The 12,955-nt window shown below is 40.8% G+C and carries 14 protein-coding genes and 2 pseudogenes; 10 read left to right on the forward strand and 6 right to left on the reverse strand.

The genetic code is table 11. The features are described from left to right. Positions 1–29: 29 nt before the first annotated feature. On the reverse strand, positions 30–287 hold the full coding sequence (locus tag ETR37_RS14260; RefSeq protein ID WP_013146280.1) for a YhdB family protein: 258 nt from the start codon (positions 285–287) through the stop codon (positions 30–32). A 180-nt stretch (positions 288–467) separates the two neighbouring features. Here ETR37_RS14260 and ETR37_RS14265 point away from each other — a divergent pair, with 180 nt between their 5' ends. Continuing rightward, the gene (locus ETR37_RS14265; RefSeq protein WP_060788772.1) at positions 468–716 is read left to right on the forward strand and encodes a hypothetical protein; all 249 of its coding nucleotides are present in this window, start codon (positions 468–470) and stop codon (positions 714–716) included. A 29-nt stretch (positions 717–745) separates the two neighbouring features. Here ETR37_RS14265 and ETR37_RS14270 read toward each other — a convergent pair whose 3' ends face one another. Continuing rightward, on the reverse strand, positions 746–1,351 hold the full coding sequence (locus ETR37_RS14270; protein ID WP_013523015.1) for a DedA family protein: 606 nt from the start codon (positions 1,349–1,351) through the stop codon (positions 746–748). 148 nt (positions 1,352–1,499) lie between these two features. On the opposite strand from ETR37_RS14270, the pseudogene ETR37_RS14275 reads away from it, so the two are divergent. The 6 genes and pseudogenes from ETR37_RS14275 to ETR37_RS14300 all read left to right on the forward strand — a co-directional run. Next, positions 1,500–2,306: pseudogene (locus ETR37_RS14275) on the forward strand (SpoVR family protein); the annotation flags it as partial. A 298-nt stretch (positions 2,307–2,604) separates the two neighbouring features. Further along, entirely contained in the window at positions 2,605–4,476 is a 1,872-nt protein-coding gene (locus ETR37_RS14280) for an RNA-binding domain-containing protein (protein ID WP_129447439.1), read from the forward strand. 88 nt (positions 4,477–4,564) lie between these two features. Further along, the gene (locus ETR37_RS19840; protein ID WP_021322734.1) at positions 4,565–5,197 is read left to right on the forward strand and encodes a hypothetical protein; all 633 of its coding nucleotides are present in this window, start codon (positions 4,565–4,567) and stop codon (positions 5,195–5,197) included. Positions 5,198–5,427: 230 nt separating this feature from the next. Beyond that, positions 5,428–5,847 (forward strand): annotated as a pseudogene (locus ETR37_RS14290) (transposase); the annotation flags it as partial. Positions 5,848–6,164: 317 nt separating this feature from the next. Then, positions 6,165–6,638 carry a PCYCGC domain-containing protein gene (locus ETR37_RS14295; protein ID WP_011230081.1) on the forward strand — a complete coding sequence of 158 codons (474 nt, stop codon included), beginning with the start codon at positions 6,165–6,167 and terminating at the stop codon, positions 6,636–6,638. Positions 6,639–6,774: 136 nt separating this feature from the next. Continuing rightward, positions 6,775–7,101, forward strand: coding sequence for a ZIP family metal transporter (locus ETR37_RS14300; protein ID WP_240673906.1), 327 nt, complete (start codon positions 6,775–6,777; stop codon positions 7,099–7,101). 203 nt (positions 7,102–7,304) lie between these two features. Here ETR37_RS14300 and ETR37_RS14310 read toward each other — a convergent pair whose 3' ends face one another. Continuing rightward, on the reverse strand, positions 7,305–8,678 hold the full coding sequence (locus tag ETR37_RS14310) for an IS1380-like element ISGsp2 family transposase (RefSeq protein WP_129447440.1): 1,374 nt from the start codon (positions 8,676–8,678) through the stop codon (positions 7,305–7,307). Between the two features lie 103 nt (positions 8,679–8,781). On the opposite strand from ETR37_RS14310, the gene ETR37_RS14315 reads away from it, so the two are divergent. Then, a complete protein-coding gene (locus ETR37_RS14315) occupies positions 8,782–9,180 on the forward strand; it encodes a ZIP family metal transporter (protein WP_255411659.1) in 399 nt (132 codons plus the stop codon). A gap of 163 nt (positions 9,181–9,343) precedes the next feature. Here the strand turns inward: ETR37_RS14315 and ETR37_RS14320 are convergent, their stop codons facing one another. Together ETR37_RS14320 and ETR37_RS14325 are read right to left on the reverse strand one after the other, a co-directional pair. After that, entirely contained in the window at positions 9,344–10,708 is a 1,365-nt protein-coding gene (locus ETR37_RS14320; protein WP_020279754.1) for an MATE family efflux transporter, read from the reverse strand. A gap of 12 nt (positions 10,709–10,720) precedes the next feature. Next, positions 10,721–11,026, reverse strand: coding sequence for a metal-sensing transcriptional repressor (locus ETR37_RS14325; RefSeq protein WP_020754474.1), 306 nt, complete (start codon positions 11,024–11,026; stop codon positions 10,721–10,723). Between the two features lie 420 nt (positions 11,027–11,446). Here ETR37_RS14325 and ETR37_RS20035 point away from each other — a divergent pair, with 420 nt between their 5' ends. Beyond that, positions 11,447–11,572 carry a hypothetical protein gene (locus tag ETR37_RS20035; protein WP_020279753.1) on the forward strand — a complete coding sequence of 42 codons (126 nt, stop codon included), beginning with the start codon at positions 11,447–11,449 and terminating at the stop codon, positions 11,570–11,572. A 23-nt stretch (positions 11,573–11,595) separates the two neighbouring features. Here ETR37_RS20035 and ETR37_RS14330 read toward each other — a convergent pair whose 3' ends face one another. Beyond that, a complete protein-coding gene (locus ETR37_RS14330; RefSeq protein ID WP_483299681.1) occupies positions 11,596–12,549 on the reverse strand; it encodes a cation diffusion facilitator family transporter in 954 nt (317 codons plus the stop codon). 148 nt (positions 12,550–12,697) lie between these two features. Here ETR37_RS14330 and ETR37_RS14335 point away from each other — a divergent pair, with 148 nt between their 5' ends. Continuing rightward, the gene (locus tag ETR37_RS14335; protein WP_240673908.1) at positions 12,698–12,919 is read left to right on the forward strand and encodes an ArsR/SmtB family transcription factor; all 222 of its coding nucleotides are present in this window, start codon (positions 12,698–12,700) and stop codon (positions 12,917–12,919) included. Positions 12,920–12,955: the final 36 nt, after the last annotated feature.

Raw genomic sequence — 12,955 nt, forward strand, 5'->3', positions numbered from 1 at the left:
AATTGGCATCGGCCAATTCCCCGTTCGTTTTACGAGTAAAACTGCGCGTACTGCTCGACTCCCATTTTTTGTTCGCTCACTTCAAGCGCATGGTCAATATAGCGAAGCAAGGCGTGCAACCGCTCCTGGATGACGGAGTAGTCATGTTCAAAATTATAAGCGTGGAGAAACTTTTCAATTTTTTTCGACAGAATATCATCAGGCGTACGCACCATTAAAATGAGCAAATTGTCCCATTCGGAGCGATGCGTGTAATAGAGCGCCTTATCATAGTCGACGGTGTTCAAGCGGCATGCCTCCTTTATCAAGAAGGAGTCATTGTTAGTGTATGACGGCGGGGCGTTTTGTTGCCCTGTAAATGTTGCGACAGAAGGCAAAATATAAATTATAACCGAAATGAAAACGAAAAAGGAAAAATAAATGTTGCAATTTTGTGACAAGGATAGTATCCTCAAAATAAGGGGATGATGAGAATGAACAAACGGCACGAAGGGCAAGAAATCATCAACATGTGCAAATGGATGGCGTCAGTGGGATTGATTGTCGGAGTTGTACTGTTTTTGCTTAGTTTTATCGCAAGCGCTTACAACAAAGACTATTTCTTGACGATCATCAGTCTCAGCATTATCGGGGCCTCGATGTTTATGTTCGGATTCGGCCTGTTTATGGGTCTGCTGACGGAAACGTACCATCGCGGCCCGCGCGAGAACGTATAGCGCGCATAGAGAATGAAAAACACCGGAGATTAGCCCGGTGTTTTTCGCTTTTGCTGGATGTACCAATAGAAGATGGCGAAACCAAGAGCGACCAAAAAGACTGGAAATAAGAATGGACGGTAGGCATGGATGTACTGCTTGACGGCCATCCAGCGGCTTTCAAAATAGGCGCCGATCGTCAAAAAGACAGCGACCCACACCATCGCCCCGCTGTAGGCGAACAAAGCAAACTTTCTCCAACGGTAGGCGTTCATGCCGGCCCAAAAGGCGGCGAGATGCCGAACGCCGGGGATGAAATAGCAAATGAACAATACCGCTGGGCCGAGCTTCGAAAAAAGCGCTTTCGTTTGCTCGAGCCGCTTCTCCGTAAGATGAAGCTTCGGACCAAATTTATGCAAAAACGGCAGCCCGAGCGTAATCCCGAGCATATAGCTGAGCGAGATGCCAATGATGGCTCCAAGCCAGCAGGAAAGAAAAGCGAGCGGATACGAAAACGCCCCCGTTGAAACGCGGTAACCGGCATATGTCAACAGCAGCTCGTCGGGGATCGGCAGCCCGACGATGCCGAGCATCAGCGCAACCATAATGCCGATGTAGCCAAAATGTTCAATGAAATGATGCCAATATTGATGCAAACGATCACCACGCTTTATGGAAATATGTCGTGTACAACACAAATTATAACGGACGGCAGGCAGAAATGGAAAGCATGGGCAATGATTCAACGTATCAAAATTTCTTTTCCCTCATACATTGTGATAAGAGGAAAAAGGGGGGAGATGGATGCGGAAGGGCGAGCTGAAAGAGCTGGAACGGGCCATTGCCGAAATTACCGAAATTGCGGAAGGATTTGGCCTTGATTTTTATCCGATGCGTTATGAAATTTGTCCGGCGGACATTCTTTATACGTTTGGCGCCTACGGAATGCCGACGCGATTTTCCCATTGGAGCTTTGGGAAACAGTTTTACAAAATGAAGCTTCATTATGATTTAGGGTTAAGCAAAATTTACGAACTTGTCATTAACTCGGATCCTTGCTACGCGTTTTTGCTCGATACGAATACGCTCATCCAAAATAAGCTGATCGTCGCCCATGTGTTGGCTCACAGCGACTTTTTCAAAAACAACGTCCGCTTCAGCAACACGAAGCGCGATATGGTGGAAAGCATGGCGGCGACAGCGGAGCGGATCAAGCATTATGAACATCAATACGGAAAATTGGAAGTGGAAAAATTTTTGGATGCCGTCTTGGCCATTCAGGAGCATATCGATCCCTCGCTCCTGCGGCCGAAGCTGTCATGGACGTGGGAAGATACGGAAGTGTACGAAGAGGAGGAGCCTCCGAAAACATCGACGCCGTACGACGATTTATGGTCGCTTGACGAGCGGAACAAACTGAAAACGCCGCCGCGAAAAAAACGGCGCAAGTTTCCGCCGCAACCGGAAAAAGATGTGCTATTGTTCATTGAAGAATACAGCCGCGAACTGGAGGATTGGCAACGCGACATTTTAACGATGATGCGCGAGGAAATGCTTTATTTTTGGCCGCAGCTGGAGACGAAAATCATGAACGAAGGATGGGCTTCGTTTCGCAAAGGAGCTTTAAATATGTAAATGTGGAATCACTTGTATACGAAAGTGATTTTTTTATTTGTTTGATGTTGCAATTTTTAATTATTGCTCATTTGATTCATGGTTGCTGTATGGTTCGATAATGTTTAGTGATCATGCTAAAATAACGTTTGTAATACATTTTGTCCTGGTGAATCATAAATTTCTTTGACAAATGGAAAATTGTATAATTTGTTGAATGTTAAAAGGATTGTTTCTTTTCGTTGTCAAATAATTTGTAGTAAATATTAGAAATTTAAAGGGGATATATGACGGAATGGACGCGAAGGATTTGTTGCGTATTATAGACGATGGAGAAAATGCCGAATTGGAATGTAAAGCAGCCAAAGGCGGGTTACCGAAAGATGTTTGGGAAACGTATTCTGCTTTTGCGAATACAAATGGCGGTATTATTTTGCTTGGGGTCGAGCAAAAAGGACAAGAGTTTTTCCCAGTCCATGTTGATGCAAAAAAGTTAGTTAAAGACTTTTGGGACGGAATTAATAATCCACAAAGAATTAGCAAAAATATCTTAGTGGATCGAAATGTAGAAATTGTTGAAGTTGACGGAAAAGAAATCGTGAAAATTTATGTTCCAAGAGCTTCACGTGAGGACAAGCCAATTTATATTGGTCATAATCCTTTTACAGGTACATATCGCCGCAATTATGAAGGAGACTATAAATGTACAAAAGAAGAAGTACAGCGAATGATAGCGGATCAATCTCCAATTCCTCAAGACAGCAAAGTTCTTCCCAATTACGGTTTAAATGATTTGAATATGGAATCGGTGAGAAGTTATCGAAATCGCTTTTCTTCTTTGAAACCAGATCATCCTTGGAATGGTTTAGAACTGAAGGACTTTTTATATAAAATTGGAGCTTTGGGAAGGCTACGCGAAACCAACGAGGAAGGGCTAACATTAGCCGGGTTGCTCATGTTTGGGGAAGAGCGCAGCATTACAGAGTATTTACCGCAGTATTTCTTAGAATATCGGGAAAAGAGTTCGGATGTGCCGGGGGAGAGATGGACAGATCGGATTATTTCTTCCGACGGCACTTGGTCGGGGAATTTGTATGATTTTTATTTTAAAGTGATCCGCAGACTAACGGATGATTTAAACATTCCTTTTCAAATGGAGGGGCTTTTTCGCAAGGATGATACAAGGGTGCACGCTGCTCTTCGTGAGGCTTTAGTCAATACGTTGGCTCATGCCGATTACTACGGGCGACGCGGAATTGTTATCGAAAAGGAAAAGATGTTATTTCGATTTTCCAACCCGGGTGTTCTTCGGATTCCTTTGCAACAAGCACTGAAAGGTGGAATAAGTGATCCGAGAAATCCAACGATTTTTAAAATGTTTATGTTAATCGGACTTGGTGAACGGGCAGGGTCGGGGATTGAGAATATTCATTTGGCGTGGAAAGAACAACATTGGACTGCCCCAGAATTAATTGAAGAATTTCAGCCGGATCGCACGATTCTTACGTTGCGAACAACTTCATTATTACCGCAGGAAAGCGTCGATTTTCTAAAAGCAGTTCTTGGGAAACATTATAAGTTTTTAACCAATGATGAAGTATTAATTTTAGTGACGGCACATCAAGAAAATTATGTGACCAATACGAGATTGCAAAGCCTGACAGATAAAAAGAGTGATGAAATAAGCAAATTATTATCCGGACTGGTGGAAAAAGGATATTTAGAACCAAATGGACAAGGAAGAGGTACAAAATATACGCTAACGGAAATGTTTCATCAAAAGTCTATAGGGAACTCCAGATATAATCGGATAAGCTCCGGACCTAATGTTAATAACTCCGGACCTAACGCTGCTAACTCCGGACCTAACGAAAACGAACAAACAAAAGATCATGAAAAAGTGCTATTGGATATTTCTGAATTGGCAAGAAAGAAAAAGAGATTACATCCTTCCGAAATGGATGAGATCATTTTAAATCTTTGTGCAATTAAGCCGTTAACGCTCAAAGAATTAAGTGAATTACTGAATAGGCAGATGGATCCTCTTCGCAAAAAGTACATTTCACGATTGCTTAAGGAAGGGAAATTAGAACCGCTATATCCAGAGCAAATAAACCATCCGAAACAAGCATATATGACACGATCTCTTTTTACAAACCAGCATTAGGATATTGGATTCCTAATGCTGGTTTATTGTTATTAGACAAATTTCCCTTCTCATATAGTTTTACAAAATATGATGGGGAGGGGTACGAATGAAGCTTGATGGGATTTGGATGGAATCCATTGAATTAGATAAAATTGTCCCCATATACGTTGAAAATGTTTCAAAAAGAGCAGTAGAGAAAATGGTCAAAATATTAGAGGGAGGGGATCAGTTAAGCAGCCATGTTATTGTTGAAAAGGATCGAACGGAAGATAAATATTGGTTAGTTGCGGGGTACCCAGAATACTTAGCATATAAAAAAATGAATGAAATGCATAAAAGGTGCCCAAAAATATTTTGCGTTATTCAGCGATATTCGAATGAAACGGAACAACGAATTAAGTTGCTAAGGAGGATGTTCCATCATCAAACAACAAAGTGGTTAGACAAACATATGTTGATTGATCAAATGGTTAATAGCGGAGTAAAGGTTGTCACGATAGCCCGAAAGCTGGGAGTTACTCAAGCTGAGATTGAAAATTATTTTGTCCATCCGGATATTCCTTTTGACATAATCAAAAAAGCCCGGGAAAATGAAGGAAGTTTGATAAACATAGAAAAAATTCGCAAATTGCCAATCCATTCAATGCTTAAACACAAGTTATATCAGCAAGCAGTATTACCAAAAAGTCACCCTGACCGATTGGTGATGTATAAAAGTTTGTGTAAAACATTTTGCTAGAACAAAAGAAAAAAGGTAGGGTATTCTCTGATTGGACCAAAAATCTTAGAGAAAGGAGAACCCTACCTATGTCTAAAAGAAGTATACCGAATGTCGACTGGGCAAATCAACTGGAAAGTGTTATTCGTCAATTTGTGAAAGAAAAATTAGAGCTGATTATGCGGGAAGAAATCAAACATTTCCTCGAAATCGAACAGGCTCGAACACCGAATAGGAGAAACGGCTGCTATCTCCGTTGTGTTCGGAAAAAAGATCAATTCGAAATGGCGGAGGACCTGAAACTCATTTATCGTTCTCCGAATAAAGAAATCGCATTGGAGATGTTTCAACAGTTTCAATCCAAATGGTCTCACAAATACCCAAGGGAAGTCCAATCGTGGGCAAATGAGTTGGATGTCCTTCTCACCTTTATGGACTATCCGAGCAGTATTCGAAGTGTGATTTATACAACCAATGCCATTGAACGAACGATCAAAGAGATTCGGAAACGTCTAAAGCCGATGAACAGTTTGAGCAGTTTAGAAGCCGCGGAAAAAGTCGTGTATTTGACCATCCAAGATTTTAATGAGAAATGGGCAGGGCGAAAGTTAAGAGGATTTGCCGAAGCACAGGAAGCCCTCGAGCGAATGTTTGAAGAACGTTACAATTAACCAAATAATGTAAATATCAAACCAATACGATAAGGGGATTCTCCCTTTCTGCGCAATAGACTGAATATTCAGTCCCTCGTGTGGAGGAAACTAGTCCCCTATCCATTCCAAATCCATTTCAGAGATACCCTATCTATCTTGCATTACACAAAATTCTTGACGGTACCTATTATAACTGATCATATTATAGTTGACTAATATAATATGTTGATTTAGCTTTATAAATTGACAATATTTTGAACAATTTATTATTACGCTGAATATGTCCACCCCTTATGATATATTAGTCATGTCTAATGTTATAAGAGGTGACAAGGATGAAATATAAGGGAATGATTGTTTTACTTCTGCTCACTTTGATCATTTCGGCTTGCAGTTCCAATAAAGAACAATCACATCAAGAGCATTCTTCCAATGGGGATTTGCAAGAAAAAACTGCTTCTGCTGACGTTTTACCGACCTTTTTGAAAGGTCAAAGTGAAGAGGTCCGCTTGGTATATCAAGCTGCTGGCAAATCAATAGAGTTGTTACAATGGATTCCTTGTTATTGCGGTTGTGCCGAGAGTGCGGGACATAAAAGTAGTATGAATTGCTTTGTCAAAAAAATCAATAAAGATGGTTCTGTTGTCTGGGATGACCACGGTACTCGTTGTGGTGTTTGCTTACAAATCGCAGCGGAATCCATTAAAATGAAACAAGAAGGTAAGTCTATAAAGGAAATTCGCCATTACATTGATGAAAAGTACAAAGAAGGTTACGCAAAACCAACTAAAACTCCAATGCCTTTATAATAAACAAACCTCACTTTTCCGAAAACGAAGGCTTTACAATCCTCCCACGGTGGAGGATTTTTTGTTTTCTTAAGGCATATTTTATAAGTTTGGCAGATATAAAAGTAAAGACAACTTAGTACAAGGGGGATGATGGATGAACTCACTTTGGCTTTTAGGGTTTTCTGCTTCTGCTATTGGAATGTTATCTGGCGGAGTGATTGCTTGGTTGTTTAAAGGCTGGCAAAAAGGAACGCCAACCATTTTTTCAGTATGTAGTGGTATGATATTTGGACTGGTCACGATGGAAATTTTGCCTGAAAGCATAGAAATTGGAGGTTGGTTTATTGCTATTGTCGGATTGATTTTTGGTTATTTTATTTATAAGCATCTAGAAAAGGTTTCCCATCATGTGATCATTATTACCAATGACGCTAAAAAAGACTTATTTGTACATTCTGGTCTATTTTTAACATTCACCTGAATCCGTGATGGTTGGAAATCAACTTTGATTTTGGTGTTAGTTCTATGGATATATGATCCATACATCCCTTTTTTTGATGATTCCCTGCACCACTTTCATGTTTGAAAACGAGATAAATCCTCTTTTATGGAGATACAAACCAAAAAAGAGACAAAAAAAGTACAGGGGGGAGTGATGGATATGAGTACCCGAACATCTGTTTGTTATCTTGCCTCTTTCCATTTTTGATACACATTCAGTAGGAGTATACTGTACCCACTCCTTCGCGTCAGTTTCATCCAGATCTGTCGTGATCGGCGGACGAGTCGACCTGCCATCGTGATCACCGTCTGAATAATCGTCTTGATGCGACGGCGTTTCACTTTGTGGTGCAACGGATGTCTCGGATCGCTTAATAGATCTTGTCCAATCAGACGAAGAAGATTGTAAACGAAGGCTCCCATGACCAACACGAGCGCATTCGTTTTCATCTTCCCAGATGGAAGCCGCTCTAAATCTAAGTCGCTTTTCAGTTCGCTATGAAACTGTTCGCATGTCGCATGGTCATGATACAACGCGAGCACATCGCTCATTCGAACATGCTCGTATCCTTTGAGCCGCACCCAATAGCTTTCCACTTCATAATCAGGAACGAGCATCAGCTGTCCATTTCGTTCCATCGTTCGTTCCGTCACTTGGGTGACTTGAACGTACGTATACGTGTTTCCATCGATCGCTGCGGTCTGTGGAAGGCATAACTCATACGTTTGTACTCCTTCGGTTTGTCCATCATCGATGCGTCTGCCCTTTTGCGAAGCGATCTGGAACCAAAGCGCTTTCGATTCTCGGCGTAAGTTTCGCTTGATGACAAAGTCCACGTCTTCCTTTAGACATACGTGCACATTCGCTTCCGCATCGTTTCCTGCATCCATGCGGACAAACAGACGAGATGAAGTCAGTTGACGAGCTCGACGGATGGCGGTAGTTAAAAACGAAGGCATGTTGTCTTGCACATGTTGTTTCCCTGGACGCAACTCGGCATGAACGAGATACCCTTCCTTCCCTGCATACGCAAACAACGGCGTAAAACCGTCAAATCCTTTATACGTTCGACTGACTCCTTCTTTTTTCGTATCGGAGTTGTCAAATGGGGAACCATCTATATCAAGGGGAAGCCATGTCGTCTTTCCTTTGGTCCAACAAGGGGACAAAGTGGCATGTCGTTGAATCAACAGACGTATGGACTCCTCCCAAAGAATCGTTTCGGTCATCGGAAGACAAGCGAGCTGATCGAGTCGTTGTCGCAAGGTTGGAGAGGAAGGCACGTGCTGAATCCCCATCGATGCCGAAAAGATATCGTCCTGACGATACGCTTCGATATGATCGAAATCCGTTTTTCCTGTGGCAAGCAAGCCAATCATCGAGCGAATGACATCGCTATGGGAAATGTGCACTTCTCGACGAACCGTTGGAAGCCGAAGTGCGTTTACCCGTTTATCCAGTTTCGTTCGATGGAGTAAGTAGCCAACGAGAGCAAGCCCAGCACTTGGGGTAATCGCTTCATCTGTCAATACAAACCGAATCGGGAAATCTTTCATCATATCACCTACTTGATGAAGAATCGTCAACGTCGTTTTCCCTTATCGTATCAACGGTTTGCGACCATTGTAAAGATGTTTTGTCACGGATTCAGGATTCAGTATTGCCCTACACAATTTTCCAACAGGCATCGCACTTGGAGCCAATACTCACGATTCATTGACTAAACCAATGATGACTGCGATTATGCTTCACAATATTCCAGAAGGTATTGCTGTTTTTACTCCCTTGCTGATGGCTGGGTTTGGAATTCTCAGCATCATACTTGGGGCAACCATAGCCTCCGCCCCCGTAGGAGTTGGAGCCTTCATAGGAAGCAATTATGGAATGGGGGTCCCTTGGCTAGTAGCAATGATTATCGCGTTGGCGATGGGGGTCATGCTTTCCGTGACGGGAAAAGAGATTTTCGGAACAGCTTTACGCACATCTACAAAAATATACTGCGTTATCATAGCTATAATCGGTTTTGTATTGGTTTCATTTTACTTATTTTTTCTGTAGGCTCTGTTAAAAGCATGGTTGTTTTCCATGGAAAGACGAATGAACTCCCATCATCTGTGGTGAAGCTCGCTCTAAGGATGACTAACTGGCAATAATGTTCCATTATAGGTATAGTTTTTTTGGGGTAAAGATTTTCGATAGAACCTTTCCCCCATTTATTTGATTAGTGCTGATATTCTCCTTGATTAGATAGATAAAACATTCGCTTTTTAAACATAAAGAACAAAAAGATGGCACGAACAAATAAATCTATAGCTATCGATAACCAAACACCAACTATACCCATTCCTAATTGAATTCCCAATATATAAACACCTACAACACGAATGATCCACATTCCTATAGCTGTACTGTACATTGGACTTTTGGTATCTCCTGCCCCCTGTAAAGCACCTGCTAAAACTAAGCCAACAGCCAACGCTGGTTGAGCAAATGCATCAATTCTTAATGCCGTAGTCACCATATCGATTGCGTTTTTATCTGTGGTAAACCAAGCTGCGAACCAAGGTGAAAAGAAAAACAATATAATTCCGACGAAGGACATAAACCCTACGGCAATTCCTGTGGTTAGCATTCCGTATTTATAAGCTTCTTTTTCAAGTTTAGCCCCAATGCTTTGCCCTACCAATGTCGTAGCAGCTACAGCTAAGCCATAACCCGGCATATAAGAAAAGGTTTCAATATTTCCTGCAATTGTATGAGCGGCATAGGTTTCGGTACCGATTCGGACAATCAATCCAAAATAGAGTACCTGACCCAAACGCATAATAAGCCTTTCTGCTGCTGCCGGTCCAGATAACTTTAAAATTGGAGAAGTAAATGATTTACTTGACGTACCGCCAAAAATCGAGAAAGAAACTTTGGACTTTTTAATGTAATAATAAAGAGCGATTGCACCTAGAATACGAACAATTACCGTTGCCCAAGCTGCACCGGCAACCCCAAACCCATTAAACCCTAGTCCGAATATGAGGATGTAATCTAATGCAATATGAATAAAATTAATCCACCAACTAACTTTCATTGGTGTTTTTGTATCCCCAGCAGCTCTTAAAATACTTCCAAAAATAAACATAAGGGAAATGAAAATGGATGGTCCCGCAACAATACGAAAATAAACGGTTCCATCAGCCAAAACATTGGGTTCCGCACCCATTATTCGAAGTAGTGGTTCAGCAAACAATAAAGTAATAATACCCAATAATAAGCCTGCTATAGAAGAAATCCAAGTTGATTGTTTTGCTACAGCCTTTGCCTTTTCAAAATCCCCGGCTCCTATATAACGAGCAACAAGCGAGGACGTACCTACTCCGATTGCCATAAAAACCGCGATATATACAGCTAAGACAGCATTAGCCACACCAACTGCGGTGACTTCATTTAATCCGAGTTTAGAAACAAAAAGAGTATCGACAAAACCAACCACAGTTTGGAGAATATTTTCAATCATGGCTGGAACAGCCAAGGAAATGATCATGGAAATCTTTTGTTTGGTTGTTTGCTCCTGAATAATGCGTTCTGAAAGCATATCAATCACTTCCTAACGTATGAAATTATCTAAAGCTTTTTTTAAATCGTTTAATACTTGATCTTCATTGCCTTGGTGTACGGCATCAACAAGACAACTTTCCATATGGTCTGCAAAGATCACTTTTGCCGTGCTATCCAAAGCTTTTCTAACTGCTGCAATTTGCAAAAGAATATCTGGACAATCACGCCCTTCAGCAGCCATTTCCTTAATAGCTCTAACGTGTCCTTCGATTCTTGCTAATCGGTTAATAACTTGTTTTCGGTATTTATGTTCATGATTGTGTCGATGACTATGTTCACGATTTTTTTCACTCATACTAATCCCTCCTTAAATAATAATATCCCCCCATGGGGGATATGTCATTATAAAAAATCCCACCTAAAAAAGATGAATCTTTACATCATGAAGTCACCTATTGCACTAACGGGAATCGATAGTTCAAGATGGAAAAGAAAAAAGACCGACATAAAATAACGGGTTCAGTTAAGAGGTGGAAAGATTAAAATGACAAGCAAATTGGCGTTCAAACTTAAAACAGTTTTGGAACGTCTTTTTTCTTGTCATATCACAAGACATCGCTAAAAATATGAAAGCGGATGTGACACAACTAAAATGTGGGGATGATATGGTATACAGAACGTAACAAGGAGGATGCTAAAAATGAAACCCAAAACGAACAATAAAAAGCGGTCATTTTGAATCGATCGATAAACTGCATTCATACGGAGGTTTCTAATGAACAGGGATAAAGACAAGAAAGAAACAGAAAAAAAAGAGGAACAAATACAACAAACAAGTAATGAGGATAACGTCATACGGGAACTTGAAGAAGAATTTACAAAAGATGTGCTGATATTTTAAAGGACAGCTCACTGCTGTCCTTTTTATACCCTTAAATCGGCATGTTGCAAGTCCGATTTTTCCACTTGAATGGTCGTATGCAAGATGTGAAATTCTTCTTCAATCCGTTGGATAGACTGTTTCAAAATGTCCTGACTATCCTTGGTATCATCGATGAGCAAATGGCAACTGAGCGAATCCAACCCAGAGGTGATTGTCCAGACGTGTAAATCGTGAACATCTTTTACCCCCTCAATGGACTGAAGCGTTTGCTTTACTTTCTCCATATCAATGGTAATCGGCGTTCCTTCCATCAGGATGTGGAAGGAGCTGCTTACTACACTCCAAGCGCTTTTTAGGATTAATAGCGACACGACAACACTGATGATGGGGTCAGCCACATACCAGCCGAAGAAGTACATTACAATCCCTGCCACGATTGCCCCAACTGCACCTAATGCATCAGAGATAATATGCAAATAGGCACTTCGCACATTTACATTTTCTTTGGTATCACTCTTTTTTGTTAAAATAAATGCGCTAGTCATGTTTGCCAACAATCCAATGGTAGCAATGAGCATCATTGTACCGCTTGAGACTGTTGGAGGTTCAAAAAAACGTTTATAAGCTTCGTAAGAAATAAATCCCGCAATGACGAATAAGAGCAGTCCATTCAACAGAGCTGCCAGTATTTCAAATCGGTAAAAACCGTATGTTTTTCGTGGAGAAGGTGGTCTTGCGGCGAACCACATAGCGACTAAGCTCAAAGCTAGAGAGCCAATATCGCTTAACATATGCCCTGCGTCTGATAATAATGCTAGGCTATTCGTCAATAGTCCGCCAAAGAACTCCAAAACCGTTATCCCCGAAGTAATAAGAAGAGCGATCATTAATCCCTTTTTGTTATCCGGTACGTGGGAATGATTATGATTGTGTCCCATATCATCAGCCTCCTTCCATTCATTATGAGCTAAATCATACATTTTCATTAAAAACATTTCCTAAACTTGACAAAAAAATGAATGTAAAATATGATACATACATATGAACATATGCTCATATATAATAAATAAGGTGAGGGAAATCATCATGAAGACAGAAGACCATTCTTTCTTAAAATCTGAAACCATTGAAAATGTATCGTAAATATTTAAGGTATTATCTGATCCAACAAGAATCAAAATTCTTTATTTGTTATCGCAAGAAGAGTGCAATGTCAATCACATTGCAGAAGTGTTGGAAATGTCTCAATCAGCCGTTTCCCATCAGCTTAGTATGTTACGAAATCTGAGACTGGTTAAGTATCGCCGTGAAGGAAAAACACTGTTTTACTCCTGCGATGACGAACACGTTATTTCATTACTGTAGATGAGCAAATTCACTGACATAAATTGACAACTAAAC

This window comes from Geobacillus sp. PK12, assembly GCF_004123125.1.
Classification (GTDB): Bacteria; Bacillota; Bacilli; order Bacillales; family Anoxybacillaceae; genus Geobacillus; species Geobacillus zalihae.

Coding starts and splice junctions, on each gene's coding strand:
- ETR37_RS14265 (WP_060788772.1), top strand. CDS start 468: ATGAGAATGAACAAACGGCACGAAGGGCAAGAAATCATCAACATGTGC.
- ETR37_RS14280 (WP_129447439.1), top strand. CDS start 2,605: ATGGACGCGAAGGATTTGTTGCGTATTATAGACGATGGAGAAAATGCC.
- ETR37_RS19840 (WP_021322734.1), top strand. CDS start 4,565: ATGAAGCTTGATGGGATTTGGATGGAATCCATTGAATTAGATAAAATT.
- ETR37_RS14295 (WP_011230081.1), top strand. CDS start 6,165: ATGAAATATAAGGGAATGATTGTTTTACTTCTGCTCACTTTGATCATT.
- ETR37_RS14300 (WP_240673906.1), top strand. CDS start 6,775: ATGAACTCACTTTGGCTTTTAGGGTTTTCTGCTTCTGCTATTGGAATG.
- ETR37_RS14310 (WP_129447440.1), bottom strand. CDS start 8,678: ATGAAAGATTTCCCGATTCGGTTTGTATTGACAGATGAAGCGATTACC.
- ETR37_RS14320 (WP_020279754.1), bottom strand. CDS start 10,708: ATGCTTTCAGAACGCATTATTCAGGAGCAAACAACCAAACAAAAGATT.
- ETR37_RS14325 (WP_020754474.1), bottom strand. CDS start 11,026: ATGAGTGAAAAAAATCGTGAACATAGTCATCGACACAATCATGAACAT.
- ETR37_RS20035 (WP_020279753.1), top strand. CDS start 11,447: ATGAACAGGGATAAAGACAAGAAAGAAACAGAAAAAAAAGAGGAACAA.
- ETR37_RS14330 (WP_483299681.1), bottom strand. CDS start 12,549: ATGTTTTTAATGAAAATGTATGATTTAGCTCATAATGAATGGAAGGAG.